General features: G+C 70.4%; 13 protein-coding genes and 2 pseudogenes. 7 read left to right on the forward strand and 8 right to left on the reverse strand.

The genetic code is table 11. The features are described from left to right. Positions 1-10 precede the first annotated feature (10 nt). From ACX28W_RS07345 to ligD, 4 genes and pseudogenes are all read left to right on the forward strand, one after another. Positions 11-604, forward strand: a complete 594-nt coding sequence (locus ACX28W_RS07345; protein ID WP_458997927.1) for a cation transporting ATPase C-terminal domain-containing protein — start codon at positions 11-13, stop codon at positions 602-604. A gap of 495 nt (positions 605-1,099) precedes the next feature. Continuing rightward, positions 1,100-1,339, forward strand: a complete 240-nt coding sequence (locus ACX28W_RS07350) for a hypothetical protein (protein ID WP_458997928.1) — start codon at positions 1,100-1,102, stop codon at positions 1,337-1,339. A 120-nt stretch (positions 1,340-1,459) separates the two neighbouring features. After that, positions 1,460-2,053, forward strand: coding sequence for an ATP-dependent DNA ligase (locus tag ACX28W_RS07355; RefSeq protein WP_458997929.1), 594 nt, complete (start codon positions 1,460-1,462; stop codon positions 2,051-2,053). Further along, positions 2,050-2,298: pseudogene (gene ligD / locus ACX28W_RS07360) on the forward strand (non-homologous end-joining DNA ligase LigD); the annotation flags it as partial. The gene ACX28W_RS07355 and the pseudogene ligD, both read left to right, overlap by 4 nt. Before the next feature lie 67 nt (positions 2,299-2,365). On the opposite strand, the gene ACX28W_RS07365 reads toward ligD, so the two are convergent. Further along, the gene (locus ACX28W_RS07365) at positions 2,366-3,460 is read right to left on the reverse strand and encodes a baeRF2 domain-containing protein (RefSeq protein WP_458997930.1); all 1,095 of its coding nucleotides are present in this window, start codon (positions 3,458-3,460) and stop codon (positions 2,366-2,368) included. Between the two features lie 538 nt (positions 3,461-3,998). Here ACX28W_RS07365 and ACX28W_RS07370 point away from each other — a divergent pair. Further along, entirely contained in the window at positions 3,999-4,142 is a 144-nt protein-coding gene (locus ACX28W_RS07370; RefSeq protein WP_458997931.1) for a hypothetical protein, read from the forward strand. Between the two features lie 222 nt (positions 4,143-4,364). Here the strand turns inward: ACX28W_RS07370 and ACX28W_RS07375 are convergent, their stop codons facing one another. The 5 genes from ACX28W_RS07375 to ACX28W_RS07395 all read right to left on the reverse strand — a co-directional run bounded on the left by ACX28W_RS07375 (position 4,365) and on the right by ACX28W_RS07395 (position 14,991). Then, positions 4,365-5,660: a TIGR02679 family protein gene (locus ACX28W_RS07375; RefSeq protein WP_458997932.1), complete on the reverse strand. Its 1,296-nt coding sequence runs from the start codon at positions 5,658-5,660 to the stop codon at positions 4,365-4,367. An 11-nt stretch (positions 5,661-5,671) separates the two neighbouring features. After that, positions 5,672-9,880, reverse strand: a complete 4,209-nt coding sequence (locus ACX28W_RS07380) for a TIGR02680 family protein (protein WP_458997933.1) — start codon at positions 9,878-9,880, stop codon at positions 5,672-5,674. Beyond that, positions 9,877-11,292, reverse strand: a complete 1,416-nt coding sequence (locus ACX28W_RS07385) for a TIGR02678 family protein (protein ID WP_458997934.1) — start codon at positions 11,290-11,292, stop codon at positions 9,877-9,879. Before ACX28W_RS07385 ends, ACX28W_RS07380 begins: the two co-directional genes overlap by 4 nt. Next, positions 11,292-12,884: a TIGR02677 family protein gene (locus ACX28W_RS07390; protein ID WP_458997935.1), complete on the reverse strand. Its 1,593-nt coding sequence runs from the start codon at positions 12,882-12,884 to the stop codon at positions 11,292-11,294. The genes ACX28W_RS07385 and ACX28W_RS07390 overlap by 1 nt, the downstream gene beginning before the upstream one ends. A gap of 454 nt (positions 12,885-13,338) precedes the next feature. Next, on the reverse strand, positions 13,339-14,991 hold the full coding sequence (locus tag ACX28W_RS07395; protein ID WP_458997936.1) for a hypothetical protein: 1,653 nt from the start codon (positions 14,989-14,991) through the stop codon (positions 13,339-13,341). A gap of 281 nt (positions 14,992-15,272) precedes the next feature. Between ACX28W_RS07395 and ACX28W_RS07400 the strand changes: the two genes are divergently transcribed. Together ACX28W_RS07400 and ACX28W_RS07405 are read left to right on the forward strand one after the other, a co-directional pair. Then, positions 15,273-15,398, forward strand: a complete 126-nt coding sequence (locus tag ACX28W_RS07400; protein WP_458997937.1) for a hypothetical protein — start codon at positions 15,273-15,275, stop codon at positions 15,396-15,398. Positions 15,399-15,667: 269 nt separating this feature from the next. Then, positions 15,668-16,342, forward strand: a pseudogene (locus tag ACX28W_RS07405) (transposase); the annotation flags it as partial. Between the two features lie 220 nt (positions 16,343-16,562). Here ACX28W_RS07405 and ACX28W_RS07410 read toward each other — a convergent pair. Beyond that, the gene (locus ACX28W_RS07410) at positions 16,563-17,609 is read right to left on the reverse strand and encodes an NAD(P)-dependent alcohol dehydrogenase (RefSeq protein ID WP_458997938.1); all 1,047 of its coding nucleotides are present in this window, start codon (positions 17,607-17,609) and stop codon (positions 16,563-16,565) included. A 23-nt stretch (positions 17,610-17,632) separates the two neighbouring features. Further along, positions 17,633-18,901 carry a cytochrome P450 gene (locus ACX28W_RS07415; protein WP_458997939.1) on the reverse strand — a complete coding sequence of 423 codons (1,269 nt, stop codon included), beginning with the start codon at positions 18,899-18,901 and terminating at the stop codon, positions 17,633-17,635. Positions 18,902-18,908: the final 7 nt, after the last annotated feature.

The raw sequence follows: 18,908 nt of genomic DNA on the forward strand, positions 1-18,908 counted from the left end.
AGGCCGGGCCATGTGGGCCTCGGTCCGGGCTGCGCCGGCTGTTCTCATCGGCGGCAATCTCGGCGAGGTCACTTTCAGCGTGCTCGTCTCGGCTCTCACCGGCAGCACTCCCCTGAATGCCCGTCAGATCATGCTGGTCAACCTGCTCACCGACCTCGCGCCGTCGCCGGCCATCGCCGTGCGCGAGCCGGGCGGCCAGGTCGGCGAACGGCTCCTCCGGGAAGGCCCCCACCGCTCCCTGGGCACGGCACTGACCAATGAAATGCTGCTACGCGGTCTCACCACCGCCACCGGCGCCGGCCTGGCCTGGGGCGCGGCGCGAGTGACAGGCAGGGGCCGACGCGCGAGTACGGTGGCGCTCGCAGCGGTCGTCGGCACTCAGCTCGCGCAGACGATCACCACCGGCGGCTGGAACCGGCACCTACTCGCCGCAGGGCTCGGCTCGGCGGCGGTCCTCGGCGCGATCATCCAGACCCCTGGCGTCAGCCAATTCTTCGGCTGCACCCCTCTCGGCCCCATGGCGTGGGGCATCGCCCTGGGCGCGATTGCTGTGGCGACCCTGCTCGGCACAGCCCTGTCGGTGCCCTTTAGGTCTTGGGGGTAGGTCTTGGGGGGTCATTGCCGGTATCCCGCAAGCCCAGCGTGGCGAAGGGCGGGCGGGGCTGGCCTGGAGTAAGTAGGCCACCATCCAGAGCCGTTGAATTCACCCGGCTGGGTTAGTTCCGATGGCCCGTTCGGCGCACCCGGGGTTGCATGGATGGACGGGCGGGTGCCAGGTGCCGGCGTCAATGCCCCCGGGTTCCGTCAGGCAAGCCGGCCGACCGTCCCCGCCAGGGGTGAATCGAGGGAGAGGCTCATGTACGAGATGCGAGCGGGCCCCGCGACGACTGGCACTTCCGGCATGGTTTGGCACGTCATCGCCAGGGATGATGCCCACACCACCCTCTGCGGACGGCAGCTGGCCCAGGCCACGCCAGCTCCTACTCCGCCCTTCGGTGATGCGCCGACAGAAAGCTGTTGCTCACCCTGCATGACAGCTTTCCGCGCCGCCGTACGAGCCAAGGAGAGCTGAAACCGTGCCAGGTCAGGATGCCGCGGCATGTCGGCGTCCCCGGGCACTCGAGAGGGCCTCGACGAGCTCCTCGCTCGCTTGTTGCGCACCCGGTCCGAGGTTCCACGCTGGAGCTGGTGGAACCGGATGGTGTGGCTGTCCGTCGCGGTGAACAACTGGACCGGCAACGACACCAGGCCAAAGGTCAAAGCCCCGTTCCACACCGCACGCGCCATGGCTGCGCTCACCTCTTCCCGCTTGCTCCATGGCACCGCGCCGGACGGGTGATCGCATCCCATCCGAAGCCCGGGGTGCAACGAGCTTTACTGCCGTTGCCGAGCCATTGCACAACCACCGGGTGCATTCCGGCCGACGCGCGGGTTTGCCGCGGTCCCCCGGAGGTCCGACGTGCCTCTGTACGAGCGTTCAATCGGCCCGGTCGCGAAGTGGGCGCACTGGCCCTACACAGGGGATATGGGCCTGCGCGCCAACGCTCAGCCACGCGCCGTACGACGCATGCTCGCGACACTGGCCGAGGATTACTTCTCCAACCCCGGACGGTGCTTCGAGCGCAAGCTGGACGGGGGCCGGTGCAAGGCGTTCCGCGACGGGGACGGCGACGGGACACGACTGGCCTCCCGCGGTGGGGAGCACCGCACGGACACCTACCCCGAGGTCGCCCGGGCCCTCGCCCGGCAGAACTGCGAGGAGTTCGTCGTCGACGGCAAGACCGTCACCCTCCCCGGCACACGCACCAGCTTCGTCCGGCTGCAACAGCCCATGGGCATCCACGACGCCGACAAGGCCCGGCGCAGCACGGTCGCGGTCACGTACTACGTCTTCGACCCGCTGCATCTGGACCGCCACGACCTCACCTCCCCGCCACTGCGCGTCCGCGGGGCGGTGCACCGCGCCCTCACCCTTCGCGCTCCTCTGCGGTTCACCCACCACCGCAACGCCGCCGGCCAAGTGGTACGGGAGAGGCCGAAGGAGGAACGGTGAGTAAGAAGGACGACATCCGCGTTGGGGGCCGAACCGTCGCGGTATCCGATCCGGACAAGGAACTCTTCCCCGACGACGGCATCACCAAGGCCGAACTGATCGACTTCTACCGCACCGTCTCCCGCCCCATGCTGACCCATCTGCGCGGACGGCCGGTGGCCATGGAACGCCATCCCGACGGGTACGGCGGGAAGTCGTTCTTCCACAAGGACGTCCCCGACTACTTCCCGGACTGGATCCACCGCCGGAAGTCGCCAAGCAGTTCGATCGGACCGCGAAGGGCACCCTGGCCGAGTGCCTGTCCGGGGCGGGTCATTTGCCGGGGTACCGGAGAAGTACCGCGAGGCCTTCCCTCAGGGGCAGTGCGTACCGCGTCACGGCGATCAGCTCGGCCCTGGTTCCGGCGGTGGCTCGGATCAGCGCGCTGCCCGCGGGCTCCTCCCAGTAGTACAGCACTCCGAAGGCGTGCAGGTCCGCGCCCGAGAGAGCGATATGGGTCGGCTCCGTGCCCACCCAGAGAGGTGGGACCGCAGACGCCGGCTGGTTGAGTATCAGTGCCTGGGCCTGGGCACGCTGCAAGACGGTCACGGTGGCCGCGAGGCCTTCGATGTCGTCTCGGTGACGGGCGCGCTGAGAGAGGAAGGCATCCAGCCGCTGCCGGTCGTGGTCGGGCAGCGTGTCGGCGAACAAAGCGCCCAGCCCTGTCTCGAGGAGTGCCCGGCCAGGCTCCGGTCGCCAGTGGCCGCTGTCCTTGAGCCTGACAAAGCGGTCCTGCAGTTTCCTCGGGGCCAGCCGGATGAGGGTGTTGGTGGCCCACGGGTCGCCGGACAGGACGATCACCTCGGTGCCGTCCCCGTCCACGCTGTCCGCCAGTTCGCTGATGAGCTGTTCGGCTTCCTTGGGCCAGCCCTCCGCCGGTATCCGGCGCTGGGGGGCCTGGGAGGGCGCGACTCGGCTCATCGGCCAGCTGCCGGTGTCGTAGGCGACCTCGAGCTCGTCCTCACCGTCGTCGGCTGCCGCGGTGTGCATACGGTGCGCAACGACGACCGCGTAGCGGATGTCCGGAGCGTGCTGGAGGGCGAGCGGCAGTGTGTCGGGGAGCATGCCGTACCGCGCAGTGTCGTGTGCGGGCGGCTCGGGCAGGACCTCGGCCAGGAGCAGGTGTCCATGCGCGGCGAAGATCGCCTGGCCGTGTCGTCCTGCCACGGCGCGGTCGGCGCCGACGACGTCGGCGATGGCGCCGAGGGTGGCATGGTCGGTCTCGTGGGCGAGCAGGCCGTCCCGCAGGTTCCGCCAGCGCAGCTGGATGGCCCGGTCGGGTTCGTCGATGTCACGGGAGGTGTCGAGGTAGACGGAGGCGATCGGGCCGGGGCGTTCGTACAGGGGGTTGAGGAACTGCAGCTTCACGTCTTCCTCCCGGAGCGCGCTTCAGCGTGCCGCCCTCCCGGACGACGGGCTTCGGTGCGGGTGCCGGCCCAGGCTCCCACCCTCCCGAGTGACGGGCTCTGGGGCCGGTACCGGCCCAGGCGTCGGGCCGGACTGAGGATGCGGATCGGGCCGCGGGGCGCGCGGCGGCGGGGGATCGGGTTCGGGCTGGGGCTGCGTCGGCGGCACCGGATCGGGTCCGCCCGGAGCAGCCACCGGACCTGGCACAGGGCCTGGTTGCGGACCGGGACCCGGTCCGGGTGCCGGTGTGGGACTGGGCGGTACGGGATCTTTGGGAGGGGTGCCCATGATGGCTCCCTTCTCGGGCGCGGTGGGCGACATCGGGGCCCTCGCCGGACAGGCGGCATCGGGGCCCTCACCAGGCCGGTTACCCGGCAGATGCCGGGTGAAACGGCCGGAGGATCCGCCCGGTTGGCCGACCCTCTCAGCCGCTGGTGCGACGGGCCCCGGACGGGTAGGTGGCAGGTACAAGTCCCGCTCGGGAGGTGAGCGCGGTGGCGTGGCACCTGCGAATGACCAGGTCTACGCGCACATCGGCCGACCGTGCCTGCGCGCGATGGACGCCGGACCGAAGCCGACGTGGGGCGAGTGGGGGCGCGAAGGGCGCACGTACTCGCTGACCCCCAGCATGCCGTCCACGTAGCGCTGCATGGCTGCGGCGCAGCGGGGCGGCGGTGCGCGGGGTGTCCTTCGCTTGCCCGTGGTACGGGCACGACCAAGCCGGTGATCCCGGCGTTCAACGCCGCGAATCAATCGAGAGGGCGCGAGAGGGGCGGCGTACGGCCCAGCAAGCCATTCGTCCGACAGGGTCGGCATACCTGCATGGAAGGGGCACGTCATGTCCGACCAAGGACGAGGCGACGCGTTACCCGAGGTCCTCCAGGAGCAGATCTAGCGCCGCCTCCTCGTGCAGGGCGATTCCCAGGGCTTCCATGGTCGGGGCCAGTTCCGGGTCCCAGGTGGCCTCGATCCGCGTGCCGGTGAGGAGGAGCTGCGGTGTGCCGTGCACCTGCGCGCGCGTCGCGAGGTACTCGTAGTCCGTCGCCCTCATTCGCCAGGGCTCCGCTCCGTACCGCTCCACGGCACGGTTGGCCAGTGCGATGCCCGGCCAGTCGAAGTCACCGTGGTACGCGAAGGCACAGCCGGCGGTGGCCAGCGCGTCCAGCAGCGTGAGGACGACCGTCGTCGCGCTGCCCGAGGTGCAAATCAGGGCCGCGGTGCAGCCGGCGTCGGCCGCGGCTTCGACGACGCGCGGGTTCTCGCAGACGTGGACCCGGGCCTGGGTGGGCATCTCCAGATGCAGGACGCGCAGTTCGCGCAGGGTCAGATGCGTCTCCAGGTTGTGGTCCGCCCGCTCCCGCAGGACCCTCTCGCCCCAGGTCCCGCCCCGCGGCCGCAGGCCGTACGTGAGCACTGTGCTGGACACCTCGTCCGGGGTGACCGAGGCCAGGCGCCACAGGGCCCGGCGGCCCGGTGCGTCGACGGGGAAGTCGGCGCCGGACGCCAGTGCGATACCGCGCAGGACCAGGCGGGAGAGCAGGGTGCCGTCGTCCAGGCCGTGGGCCGAGCCGGTGGTGCGGGTGGCCAGTTCGCCGCGGCCCCAATGGGCGGGGGTGGGCTCCACGTCCGGGCCGGGGAAGAGGGTCGCCAGGGTCCGGATCGCCTGGGTGAGGATCGTGGTCGCGGTGCGCCGGTCCTGGCGGGCAACCGCACCGGTGCGTCGTATCTCCTCCAGCCACCGGCCCGCCCAGGGCTGCGACGACAGTGCGGTGGCGCCGAGGGCCGCCTCCACGGCGGACCACAGCCCCGCCCGTTGCGCCGCCGCCGCGTCCCGGGCCGCGCGGCGGTCGGTCAGGGGCGGCCCCAGTTCCGCCAGCGTCGCGGCCAGGCCGCGGCCGACCGCGCTGGCGCGCAGGCGAGTGTCCAGGTCCGTCAGGCGGATGGTGGCGGTGGAGGCGGTGAGCGGTTTCGCGAGGAGGAGGGACATGGCCTCCCGCTCCTGCGCGTCCAGGTTCTGGAGCCTGACCGTGCCGGTCGACTGCAGGCCATTGCGTTCCAGGCGTGCTCGTACGGCCGTCCAGAGGCGGGTGAGACCCGGGCGGGTGAGGAACACCAGGGCGTCGGCGGCGGGCCCCTGTTCCGTCATGCCGGGTTCCGTCATGCCGGGTTCCGTCACACCGACACCAGCCGCCTCTGCCGCCCGTTCCACGTGTAGTGGAGCGTGGCCACGCCCCGCACATGCGGGTCGCGCAGGCACTCGTAGATGTGCAGTGACGGCACGTCGGGCCAGTTGCCGATCAGGCGTTCGCTGGTGAGGACGAAGTCCAGGTCCAGGTCGACCAGGATGCGGCCGAGGCGGGCGTGGGTGGGCTCGTCTACCTTGGCGAAGGCGTCGTCCAGGAGGATCAGGCGGGGTGCGTGCGGGGCCGACTCCGCGAGGCTCGTGAAGTGCGCGGCCGCTGCCGCGAAGAGGACCAGATACGACAACACCCGCTGCTCGCCCTGGCTGAGCCCCGTGCGGCCGGAGAGTTTGCGGCGGGTGCCGGGGGCCGCGTCATTCACGACCCAGGGGGTGAAGGTGAACCAGTCGCGGTAGTCGAGGGCGGTGCGCAGATGGGCCGCGTAGCCCGCGCCCGGGTCGGCGCGGCGGGCGTCCTCGATACGGCGCTGAAGTACGTCGCGGAGCTGCTCGGACTGTTCGCGAGTGCGCAGGCCCGAGGGGCTGCGCAGGAGGTCGACGGTCGCCTTGACGTCCGCTTCGACGCCGTCGGCCAGCTTCCAGTCGAGCGTGACGCCCAAGCCGTGTGACGTGCGGACCGTGGACAGTGTGGCGTTCAGGGCGGCCACCAGGGCGCCTGCGGCCAGGACCTGGGAGGACAGGTGGTCGCCCAGCTCTCCCGTCAGGAATCGCTGGAACACCTCGCGCTCGCGTTCCGTCAGCCGGTCCCGTGCCTCGGCCGCCTGGGCGGCGATGCGCTCACCCACCACGGCGATGTCGTGCGGGCCGTGGTCGTCGACGAGGCGGCAGACCTTGATGCCGTTATGTTCCTCGAGCGTGGCGTCGTAGCCGCCGGAAAGCTGGTCGCGCAACTCTGTGTGACGGTTGAGGAGGGCGGTGTCCGAGATGTCGCGTCGCTCTGCGTCCAGGCGCCTCCGTACCGTCTCCACCAGTCGGCGCAGCGCTTTTGTGCGGCCGTGTGTGTCGTCCGCCCTGAAGTCCGCGTCCGTGGAGTCCTCCTCGCCCTGCGCCGGAACGTCGAGGCCCGCGCCCTTGCTCACGCCCGGCAGGGACAACGCCGTACGCAGTCGCCTACCGCTTGCGATCGCCTCGCCCTCCTGCACCGCCAGCGCCTCGCGCCGTACCCGCTCGTCCTCCTCCGCACGCACGCGTTCGTCATGGGCGGCGCTCATGTCCCGTTGAATGCCGGGGAGTTGGCGCCGTACCGCCTCCAGGCGGCGCTTCGCCTCGTCCTCGCGGGCGAGGATCTCCTGCTCCGACGCTCCCAGCGCCTCCTCCAGGGCCCGGACCGTTCGACGGGCGGCGTCCAGGCGGGCGAGCGGCTCGGCGTAGTCGGACTCCGCTTCCCGGCAGGACGCAAGTGCGCGCTCGTAGCCTTCGCGGCCCTGGCGGTGGCCGTGGGCGGAGGAAGCGACCGCGCGCAGCCGTCGGCGTAGTCGTTCCGTGCCCGTGCCGAGGCGGTCCAGGGCGAGACGTACGGCGTCGAGTGCGGTCGGGTCGACCGGGAGGTCGCTCGCGCTCGCGGTCGCCTCGGTCTCACGCCGGGCGGCGACCGCGCGGGCGCGCGCCTGCTCCGCCTCGCGGGTGGCCGCGGACGCTTGGCCGGCCAGCACCTGTGCGGTGCGCTCGGCCTCGGCCGAGCGGGCCCATGCGTCGGTCAGCCGGCGGGCCGTGGGCGGGTGGCTCAGGACGTCGGCCACCTGGGTACGGTGGTCGGTCAGGATCCGCAGACTGCTCTGCTGCTCGGTCAACTTCTCGTGCAGGTCCGTGAGTTGCCGCTCGAGTTCGGCCAGGGCACGGCGGCGGGTCTCGGCGCGCACCTCCGCGCCGACGTATTCGGCGATCTGCTTGCTGTGACGTCCGCGGGCGACGCCCAGCTTCCACGAGCCGTCGGTGCCGATCGCGGAGTCTGCCGTTGTGCCCATGGCCCCCATCGTGCCCGTGGCTCCCTCCCTCACCAGGGCCACCGCCTGGAGCACGCTGTCGACCCGCTCGGCCGTCACCCCGCTGTCCGGCGCCGCGACCGGGCGCAGCACCTGGGCCAGCGTGGGTCCGGCGGGCGGTGTCCCGGGGACCAGGAGGGTGTCCTGCGCGGCCGCGTCCAGGACCGTGCCGTCGGCGCACACCCAGGCGTCGAGCAGGCCGCTCGCTTCGAGTGCGGCTTCCAGGCCTGCCCGGGCCGTCGGCTCCAGGTCCTCGGCGTCCTCGGCGAAGTCCACCAGCCGGTACAGGGGTGCGCCGGTGCCGGGCGTGCGGGGCGCTGATCGGTGGGGCGGGGGCACGGGCGCGGGGTCGGTGCGGCGTTCCCAGTCGTTGCGCTCACGCTGCAGGCGGTCCTGTTCGGCGGCCAGCTCGCGGATCGCCACGGCGCGCGTGTCGCGCTGTTCGCCCAGTTCTGTCAGCCATGGGTCGACGGCCGAACGGGCGGTGTCGGCCACCTCGTCGGGGGCATGGGCGGCCAGCGGGCCCTCCGCCGGGTCGTGAGCGGTCAGGGCGCGTACGGCGTCGAGGGACACGCCGGTGAGACTCTGCAGTCGCTCGGTCCAGGTCCGTACGGCGTCGGAGTACGCCTCCCCCTCACGCGCCGTCTCCTGCCGGCGGCGTCCGGCCCGCGAACGTGCCTCTTCCGCCTGCTCCTCCACACGCTCCCGGGCGCCATCGGCCTCGCGCGCTTCCCGTTGGGCCTGGCGCGATGTCTCCATGAGCGCGACGACTTCGGTCACGGCTCGGGCGCGGTTCCTGATCACCGGCCCCGCGGCGTCCAGTTGGGTGTCCCAGCCGTGCAGGGTGCCCGCGCAGGCTTCCGAGTCGACAGCCAGCACCTCGGCGTGGCGGACGAGGTGGAAGTCGCCGTCCGGGGCCGTCAGTTCGGCCGTCGCCGCGGCCGCGACCGAAGTTACGGGGACCACCGCAGGCTCCCCCACGTGCATGGGGTCGAGCCCGGACCGCTCCGCCTCCCGCAGCAACTCGCCATGCACCGTGCCGAGTTCGACCAGCTCCTCGCCGAGCCTTCCGGCTTCGTCGGTGAGACGCCGTCCTGCCTCCTCCTGGCTGCTGTGGGCCTGGCGCAGAGCTTTGAAGGCGGTCGCCGCCGCGCTGTGCAGGGCGGTCACGGTGGCGCGTTTCTCCGCCAGTTCCTTCAGGCTGCGGTAGGCGGCACTGTCGTGCAGGGCGGCGAGGTCCGTCTCGGCTGCCTCCGACTCCGTCCTGAGCACATTCAGGCGAGCGGCGAGTTCGTCCTCGCTCGTGCGGAGCTCCGCCGCCTTCTTCGCCGCCTCACCCGCCGCACGTCGGTGCTCCGCCAGCCCTTCCAGTTCGCCGCTCACCTGGTCGGCCCGGCGGCGCAGCGCCCCGTGCAGGTAGCCGCGGTAAGCGGTGAGGAAGGTCCGCAGCGCTTCGTCGGTCCGCTCCAGGCGCCCGAGGTCGGTCCGTACGGCGTCCAGATCGTCGAGGTTGCGGGCCACCTTCTCCACGATCTCGTCGTCGAGCGCGGGCAGCGTCTCCGCGAGGACGGAGACCAGGCCGCCGGAGTCGATGCGGTCGCCGATGGTCGGGCGGCGCAGGCGATGCAGCAGGTGAAGCAGGTTGCGATAGCGCGCCGGGTCGGTGAGGCCGAACAGGTGGCGGGCGACCCGGGCCCGGTGCTCCACGGCGCGTTCGGTGACGTTCTCCGCGCCGACGAGCGACTTGAGCTGGTCGACAGGGAGCGGCTGGCCGCCGGGGGCCAGATGCAGGTCTTCGCCCACCCGCAGCGGGGTGACGAAGAAGAACGGCTTGGCCGTCCTGGTCGACCGCGAGGCGCGGACGGCCGCGCCGAGGGTGAGGTGCTGGTCGTCCCCCTCCTCGCCCGTCCGCACGAACTCCACCCAGAGATAACCCAGTCGGTTGGTCTGCTCGAAGCCGTCGAGCATCAGCCACAGGAGCGTGGTCCGGCCCGTTCCGGTGGCGTCCAGGGCGCGGGCGTCCCCGTCGAGGAGGTACGGCAGCAGCATCTCCAGGGCCTTGGACTTGCCCGCGCCGTTCTTGCCGCGCAGCAGCAGACGACCGTCACCGAAGGAGAACTCCTGCTCGTCGTACTGCCAGACGTTCCGGATGCCGGCGCGGTGCAGGCGGTAACGGTGCCGGGACGGGGGGCGGTTCACCGGGGCGGCTCCTCAGTGACGTGGTCCGCTGCGGACCGTTCGGTGACGTAGTTAGCTGTGGACTGTTCGGTGACGTAGTTAGCTGTGGACTGTTCGGTGACGTTGTTCGCTGCGGACGGTTCGGTACGGGACCTGACGGCCACCGTGGTGGCGAACCGGGCCGCCGCGGCGAGCAGCACCCAAGCATCCGGACGGTCCTGCCCGCGGGCACCCGTGACGTCCGTGACGGACCGGCCGTCCGGCGCGGTGTCCTCGTACCCCTCGGGCAGGCCGTGGCCGTCCGCGCGCACCGGGCCGGCGGGCGCCACCAGGCGCATGCGGACCAGGAGGTCGAGGACGGCGGCGAGCAGCCCGTCCCGGTCCTCCAGGAGGCCGCGCTGCCAGTTGCTGCGCCGGCCGTACTCCTCGATCAGCTCGTCGAGCAGTTCCGGCAGCAGCCCGTCCGGGACGGGTACGCCGATGACCAGCCGCCCGCCGACCGCGGGGTGGCCCGGATCCTCCGGACGCAGTCGGTCCACCAGCCGCTCCACAAGGAGCAGCGCGGCTTGAGCTACGGTGCCGGTGCCGGGCAGGTGCAGGTCGGTGAGTTCGTCGTCCGGGTCGACGAGGGCGATGCCCTCGGCGCGGATCTCGGCCTCCAGGCCCAACAGTTCGGAGAAGGCCTGGGACTCGCGCCGCTGCCGGGTCCGCAGCCATTCGCGCTCGGCACCGGTGAGGTCGTCGAGGTGGACGACGGGAGTCTCGACGAGGCGCCTGCGGACGTACGTACGCGGGCCGCCGAAGCCGGGGTCGGCGGCGCGGTGTACGAGATCCGCGCCGTCGCGGCTCTGGGCCAGCGGGCCGGCGACGACCGCGCGGGCGATCTCGCGGTCCACGTTCAGCAGCGCCTCGCCGCCCCGCTCCTCGGCGACGGCCGAGACGTGGCCCTCGGTCTCCGCCAGGACGCCCCAGTCGACGAGTTGCCGCAGCGCGGCGGCGAGGGTGCGCCGCTCCGCCTGCCGCCCGGTGTCGCCGATCTCGATCCCGGCGTCCACGGCCGCGGCCCTCAGGTCGGCGACGAGTTGGGAGAGCAGGAGCTGTTCCGGAGCGGTGACGAGGACCGAGAGGGCGAGGGCCAGGTAGGCGTACGTCCGTGGAGTGAACGGTGTGCCGGTGGAAGGCCGTTCCAGGCGGTGGCCGGAGCCGGGGCCGAGGCCTGCCTTGAACAGGCGGGCGTACGACGCCTCGACGAGGAGGCGGTAGCCGAACACCTGCTGGAAGCGCGGGGCCAGCCAGTCTGCGTGGCGCCGGATCAGCGGGAAGGTGTCGCTGTACGGGCCGTTGCTGGTGACCAGGGGGTGGGCCAGCAGCAGGCGGGCGGCGGCGCGGCGCTCGGCAGCGAGTGCGACGTCGTGCGCGGAGGGCAGGGCCATCACGCGCTCGCCTCCTCGGCGGCCGGCGCCGAGGCGCTCTCGACGACCAGGGTGAGGTCGTCCGCCGTCAGGTCGCCGTCCACGGAGCGCAGGAGTGTATGCCTGCCCGGAGTACGCCACGCCGTCAGCCTGATGCCCAGGTCCGCGTCGCTCGCCTGCGCGCCGTCGAGCAGAAAGTCACCGGCTTCCTTGTGCAGTTGGGCGTTGCCGAGGGCGGTGGTGAGCAGTTCCAGCAGCAGTCGCATGGCTGCGGAACCCAGCCTGACCTGCTCGAACCGGCCGGATGCGCTGCGCAGTTCGGCGGCCGCGGCCTGGCGGGCCGAGGCCTGCTCGCGGGCCTGCCCCATGAGGCGGCGCTTCTGCTCGCCGTGGTCCTCCACCGCTGCGGCCCGCCCGCGCGGGGCCCGGCTGCCGCGCTCGCGCAACGCCACCGGTACGTCCACGACGGGCCCGGTCCACCAGCTCACGTACGCCGGTACGGGCAGGTCGGGATCCGGCGCCACCCCCAGATGCCGTGCTCCGTACAGTCCGAAGGCTGCGACCGCGATGTCGTGGGCCTCCTCGGGCTCCGCGGCGTCGAACCAGGCCGCGAGCCTGAGCAGGTCCTTGCGGCGGGACATCTCCCCGGACGCCGAGCGCAGCATCCGTTTGGCGTTGGCGAGCAGCGACTGCAGGGCGCGCAGGGTCGCGTCCCTGAGCTGGTCCACCTGGCTGCCGTGCCCGTCGCTGTCGGTGAACCAGTCGCGCAGCCCCTCCCAGTCCGCCAGGTCCCGTCCGCGGCTGCGCTGCACCCGCGTCTCGGGCAGCGCGTCGGAGAGTGCCCCGAGACCTGCCGCGTGTGCGTCGATGCGGCTCAGCAGCGTGGGCAGGTGGGGCCAGATCGCCCGCAGGTGTGCGGCGATGCGCGGGGCGCGGAAGGAGACGTCCTCGGTGATCGCCTCCACGTAGTCGAGCAGCAACTCCTTGAACCCCTGGTACTCGGCTCCGTCGAGGTCGTAGCGGGCGAGCACCTGGCCCAGGTAGGCGTAGAAGTCCCGTACCGAATCGGCGAATTCGGCGAACTGCACAAAGAGCGTGCTGATTCTCTCCAGCGCCCGCTGCGGGTCCGCGCCGCCCGGCACGGCGACCATGGCGGCGATCTCGCGCAGGCCACGGTCGACGAGCGTGAGCAGCTCGCTGCTGACCTCGCGCGCGGCGTCCGCTCCGGCCAGCACCGCGTCGGCGTCGCGCTGCACGCGCTCTCCCAGCTTGGACAGCTGGTACCGGGACCGGGAGCGCTGGTACTCGGCGATGCTGGTCGCCCTGACGGTGTGCGTGCTGCGCAGCAGATTGCCCCAGCGCACGAGCTGTTCGAGGCGGGCGGTGAGCGTCTCCGCGTCGAGCGCCGCCCCCGGGTTGCCCGCCAGTGCCAGCTTGGCGAGCACGTCGGGTACGGCCAGGTCCGCGAGCAGCGTGCCGCAGAACACCCGCATCACCGCGACGTACTCCAGACGCTCGGGCGCGCTGAGATAGCCGTACGCGCTCAGCCGCTGCCAGGCCTCGGTGCCACTCCCCTCATCGGGCAGTTCTTCGCGCAGTTCGTCCCCCACCATGCCACCGAGCGTACGGACCGCCACTGACACTCCGGAGGAAGTCGGGAAAAACTGGCCGCTTACGCAGCTCGATCCGCACGGAAGCGCCGATGAGCGGCGTGCTCAACCTCGAGGTCATAGGCCTGACCTGTGGTTCCCCTCGGAGCCGCCTTCGGGGTTCGAACCCGAGAGCTACGCATTACGAGGGCCTGCATGGTCGTGACGAATGGTGATCCACGATCACGACTGGTCCGGTTTTTCCTGGTCAGAGACTTGTCGAGCTCGACAGCGTGATAGCCAATCCAGCTGGTCCTGGGCCGTCCGTTCACGCATCGCTCACCCACTCGACGCGTCTGGCCAGGAGCACCTCCTCACACTTCACCGAACGCCAGGGCCAAGAGCAGCCCGAGGAGCACATCGCCGACGCCGCCTGCCTGGCTCGCCGGAGATTGGTCGCCGGAGTCAGAGCCGAGGCTCAATCGTCATATGCCTCGTCTACACGGCCTGTCTCCGCGAGCTGATCGCCTGCCCATAAAAGAGCCTCGGCATCGCCGGCGGCAGCGGCACGTTCATACCAAGACAGGGCATCATCGGCGCGCCCTGCCTCGGCCAGATGACGGCCGGCGAGGCGGAAGGCCAGAGCGTTCCCTTCGGCTGCGGCGCGCTCGTACCAAGGCAGAGCCTCATCCAGCCTGTCCATCTCGGTCAGGGTGCGGGCTACTTGCTCATATGCACCGACTTTTCCCCAAAGGCGGCAAGCAACTTCTGCAAAACCTCGGGCCGCTGCAGCCAATGCGAGTCTGTGGGCGCTTTCGTCCTCACAGTGGCGCAAGGCTGCTTGCCAGAACAACGGGGGCACCCGTTCAAGGCGGCGTTCAGCTCGGCCGTGATCTTCGAGGAAGTCGGCCAGTCGGTACGTCTGTCGAGTTGCGGGGTTTCCGGGCTCCATGGAGCCACGAGGACGTCTTTGCGGGTGCAGAGGGCCACGTGCTCCTTTGATGGGATTGGTGAGCTGGTCAATTGCCTGCTCGAGCCAGTTGTCCGGCAGTAGCTCCCATTCGCTGTCGGTCAGATACCCCTCCGCTGCAGCAACGAGAAAGGGAAGAGGAAGGCTGACCGGGTGGCCGAGTCGGCGTGCGTCGATCGCGGCATTGAGGAGAGCCTTGGTTCCTGGGGGTGCCGCGGTATAAATGTCGATCAGTTCGAAGGCCGCAGCCAAGTACTGGGCGATCATGCCGTCTTGGGCAGAGCTGGCAGCGGCTGCAAGCCGTGGGTCCGGCGACCTTTTGAGTTCATCAACCTCGGAAGGGGAGAAGGCCGCCGGGACATGGATGACTCGTCCGGCGAGGAGGACACGCGCTTGGGCATGCGGATCCGGCTCCCCCGGTGAGGGTGTGGAGCGCACGTCGTCGAAGTAGCCGGGGCCGGGCCAGATGGTGCCGAGGACCAGGACCGGAGCCCGCGTGGAATCAGCCAGGAGCGTGCGAAGACCAGCAGCAATGGGCTCGCCGTGCTCGCGATGCAGCAGGTAATGGTGAGCTTCGTTGAGCCAGACCACGGTCTTGGGGCCCACCTGGTCGAGAGCGTCCAGTGCGGCCCTGGGCCGTTCCGGGTCGATGGGGTGCCACAACCTCCAGTCACGAGGCAGGTGTCGGAGGGCCTCGAAGCACGCCCTGGTCTTGCCCGTGGACGACGTGCCGACCAGCAGAACGAGTCGACTGGCGCCCTGGACGGCGTCGGCAACGAGTCGGCGCAGCTCGATGTCGTGGGCACGTTCCACATAGGTGGGCAGTCCGCTGGCGCCGCGCACAGTGATCGACCGATGAACTTCAAGATCGTACGGATCGATGTCGGCGAGGGGACGACCAAGGGGCTCGCTGAGCTGTGCTTGGGTCCATGATGTGGCCGCCGTCCGGGCGGCTTGACGCGCATCGCCTCCGGCCATCCGCGTCAGCACCGTGACGAGCGCCACGGCGTCTGCCTGCTTACCGACCGTCGAGGCATCTCCGACCAGCCGGTTGATCGTGTCCCGGGACGGACAGGCACGCAGTTCGTCGTCCTCGGCCACGGCCGACGCCATGTCGTCGAGCGTCGGCGCACCAGCCGCCACGTACGCCTCGTAGATCAATCTCTTCAGAGTGCGCAGGGGGCCCGGCGCCACGGCTGGGCGTGAGATGAGTCGTTTGCCGCTCCCGGGTCTTGCAGGCTTCTCCTGGCGCTGCCGCCCTCTCTCCCCGTCGCTTTTCATCGCACCATCGTGTCCACGAGCGGACACGGCATGCCTCTGAACTGGGCAATCTGTGACCAAGATGCGGGCGTCATCGCACTTCAGCGTAGGGCACCCACGGCCCCCGATGGTGGTGAGCAGGCCGGCCCAACGTCGCATCTCCTACAACGTCAGGACCCACCATGCCGCGCAAACATCGACCGCAACACCAGCAGTCGCACCTGAACGAAGTACAGAACGCGACTTTGAGTGCCGTCGTCACCGCACTTGTCCGCTTCCTGCTCGACCAACTGCGCGAACTCCTCTGAGCAAGCCGTTGGCACGCTTAGGGCGGCCCGCAGACGTGGCAGCGCCTGCGGGCCCGTCGCAGACGTCAGGCATACAACTCTCCCTCCTTGCAGCGGCGCCGAACCGGTGCTGGGTCCCCCCTGCGGCAGCCCGTGCCATAGCCTCCGCTCACGCATCGCTCACGCAGACAGCGGGTTAGCCTCGCCGTTTCGCTTGGGTACGGCGGGGGATGGGGCGGAAATGCGAAAGCGCCTTCCTGACCTGGGACGATGAACCTTGCCGAGGGGTTCTGTCGGTCCAGGCGGAGGGCACTTTCTACGTGCAGGCTATCTTGCGTCCCAGGGTCCATGTCAGTACCGATGGTTCGGGGGTGGTCGGTCATGCCGGGGCACGGCTACTGGCGGATCTTGCCGATGCCACTGGGCTGACCACCGCGTACTCCACCGCGTTGCGGTCGCTTCGCCCGCGCGGGACCGGGCATGATCCGGGCCGGATCGCCACCGATCTCGCGGTGATGCTCGCCGATGGCGGCGAGGCCATCACGGATCTGGCCGTACCGCGGGACCAGAGCGAGGTGTTCGGCCCCGTCGCCTCGACACCGACGGCCTGGCGGCTGCTCGCCGACGTTGACGAGCGGGCACTGGCTTCTCTGCGCTCGGCCCGCGCCCAGGCTCGGGAAGTCGCCTGGCTGCAGGCCGCGGAACGAGGCGAGGGCATACCCGCGGCCCGGGCCGCGGGACGCATGCTGCCCGGGCTGATCCTGGACCTCGACGCGACGCTGGTCACCTGCCACTCCGAGAAAGATCAGGCAGCACCCACCTATAAGGGCGGCTTTGGCTACCACCCGCTGCTGTGCTTCCTGGCCAACACCGGTGAAGCACTGTCCGGCCGGCTGCGGCCCGGCAACGCCGGCGCCAACACCGCCGCGGATCACATCACGGTGCTCGACCACGCACCCGCGCAGAACGCGTTCTCGGTCATGGCAAGCGCCGACAGGCCGCGTTCATCAGCCTGGCGCACGTCACCGTCACAGGCGTCAGCACAGCTGCCGTTACCACGCCCGCTGTTGACTGTGCCGTCCGCCACCGGCCCGGTCCAGCGATCGCACCGGCCACCGCCTCCATGACGTTTCCTCCCGACAGTTACGGCCTACGGCACCAGCCCGGTCGCCTTGATGACAGTACTCACGGGTGGGGGGTGATGACGGCGCGTCCTTGGATCTTGCCGTCGTGCAGGAGCTGGTATACCTCGTTCGCGCGTTCCAAGGGGAAGTGCTCAACCAGCATCTTGATCTTTTGCTGCTGGGCGAGGGTGATCACTTCCATCAGTTCGGGAAGGGAGCCCCAGTATGTCGAGGCGACCGCGCACTCGTTCGGCGGGCTCGAGAAGTTGACGGGCAGGGCTCCGCCGCCGAGACCGACGATGGTCAGGTGGCCAAGCACCCTGGCCACCTGAGCAGCCATCCGCAGAGTCGGGTCTATGCCGACCATGTCCAGTACGAGCTGAGCGCCCTGCTGCCCCGTCATGTCCTTGATGCGCGTGACCGCCTCCTCGCCCGAGAGCAGCACCTCGTCCGCGCCCATGCGCTTGGCGGTTTCCAGCTTGCCGGCATCGGTGTCCACGGCGACGACCGTGGTCGCCGCGCTGAGCGCTCGCACCATCTGGATGGCCATCTGGCCCAGACCGCCCACCCCGATCACCACCGCGGTCGAGCCCGGCCCCAGCAGGTGCACCGATCGCTTGACGGCGTGATAGCTGGTCAGCCCCGCGTCGCTGAGCGGGGCGGCCTGGCGGGGGTCGAGGGTGCCCAGCGGAATGAGGAATCGCGCCGCCGGGACCAGCAGGTACTCAGCCATTCCGCCGTCGTGACCGCCTCCCAGGCCCCCGCCCTGACCACTGACCTTCTGGCAGTAGTTCTCCCGGCCCTCCCGGCAGTTGGCGCACACCCCACAGCCCCAGGGACCGTAGACCATCACAGGGTCTCCGGGCGCGAACCCGGTGACACCCGGTCCCAGCCTCTCCACCCATCCCGCATTCTCATGGCCGAGCGTGAAGGGCAGTTCCGTGGCGAACCCGGGTGGTGGTCCGGGTGCCTCCATGATGTGCAGATCCGAGTGGCACGCACCGGCACCCCCGACCTTCACCAGCACCTGCCCCGGCCCGGGCTCGGGCACCGGCACCTCACGCAGTTCGGGCGGTTGCTGCCATCCGACCAATTGAAAAGCCCGCATAGCGATCCTTTACGCATGCCGAGTCAGTCGCGGATCCCGTCGATGTCGACCAGGACGTGGCGCGGCCCGCGGAAAATCTGGTTGTGGCGGTACGGCGGTGGGTCCTCTACGAGCCGGGGGTTTCCCACCCGGCGGACGAACTCGCCGACCGCGACCTGGACCTCGAGCCGCGCGAGCGGAGCGCCGAAGCAGAAGTGGATGCCCTGGCTGAACCCGAGGTGCTGGTTGTCCCGGCGTTCGAGGTCAAGCTCGTCGGGGTTGGCGAACCGCTTCGGGTCGCGGTTCGCCGAGCCGTATGCCAGGAAGATCGGCGCGCCCTTCGGGATGGTGGTGCCTGCGATGTCGATGTCTTCCACTGCGGAGCGGGTGTGCCAGAACTGCACCGACGACTCGAAGCGCAGCAACTCCTCGACCCCGGGCACGATCAGCTCGGGACGGCGGCGCAGCTCCTCGAGCGCCTCGGGGTGCCGCAGCAAGGTGAGCACGCTGTGGGCGATGAGATTGACCGTGGTTTCATGCCCGGCGAAGATCAGGAGCAAGGCATTACTCACGAGCACGCCCTTGGACATCCCTCCCTCCGGGCCGTCCTCGTTCACCATCGCCGAGAGCATGCCCGGGCCGGGCTGCTGGGCGTACCGGTCGAGCAGCTCAGCTGCGAACTGCCCGAACTCATTCACGGCCTCGCGCCCCCCGGCCAGTCGGCTCTGCATCTCCTCCGAGGCAGCCTCGGGGCCGAAATCCAAAGAGTCCAGGGCCGTCTCGATCCAGCCGTGGAAGCGTCGCTCGTCTTCCAGTGGCACGCCCAGGACCTTGCAGATCACGGCCACCGGCAGCGGGTAGGCGAACTCGTCGACGGCATCGATCCGGGTCTTGCCCCGCATGTTGTCCAGCAGGCCGTCCACGATGCGGCGGATCTCGGGTTCCAGGTCGGAGATCAGGTGAGGGGAATGGGGCGGGCCGACGAAACGCGGCGTCATCATCCGGCGATCTCGATCGTGCTCGGGTGGATCCTGGGTGATGATGTTCGGCTCCAAAGAGATGACCGCCTCCGTGATCGGCTCGGCCTCCGCCGAGCCCTCGGCCGGGGTCGCAACCGGGACGGGGAGCTTCGTGGGATCCGAACTGACCCGGGGGTCGTGCAGCAGCGCGACGATCTCTTGGTAGGTACTGACGACGTAGGTGCCGTCCGGCTGCCGCGCCACCGGTGTCCTGCGCAGTTCCTCGTAGAACGGGTACGGATTGGCGCGGTTGGCGTAGCGGAGGGCCTGCTGCCAGGGGGTTTCCTCGACCACGAGGCTC

This window comes from Streptomyces sp. SD15 (assembly GCF_054462255.1).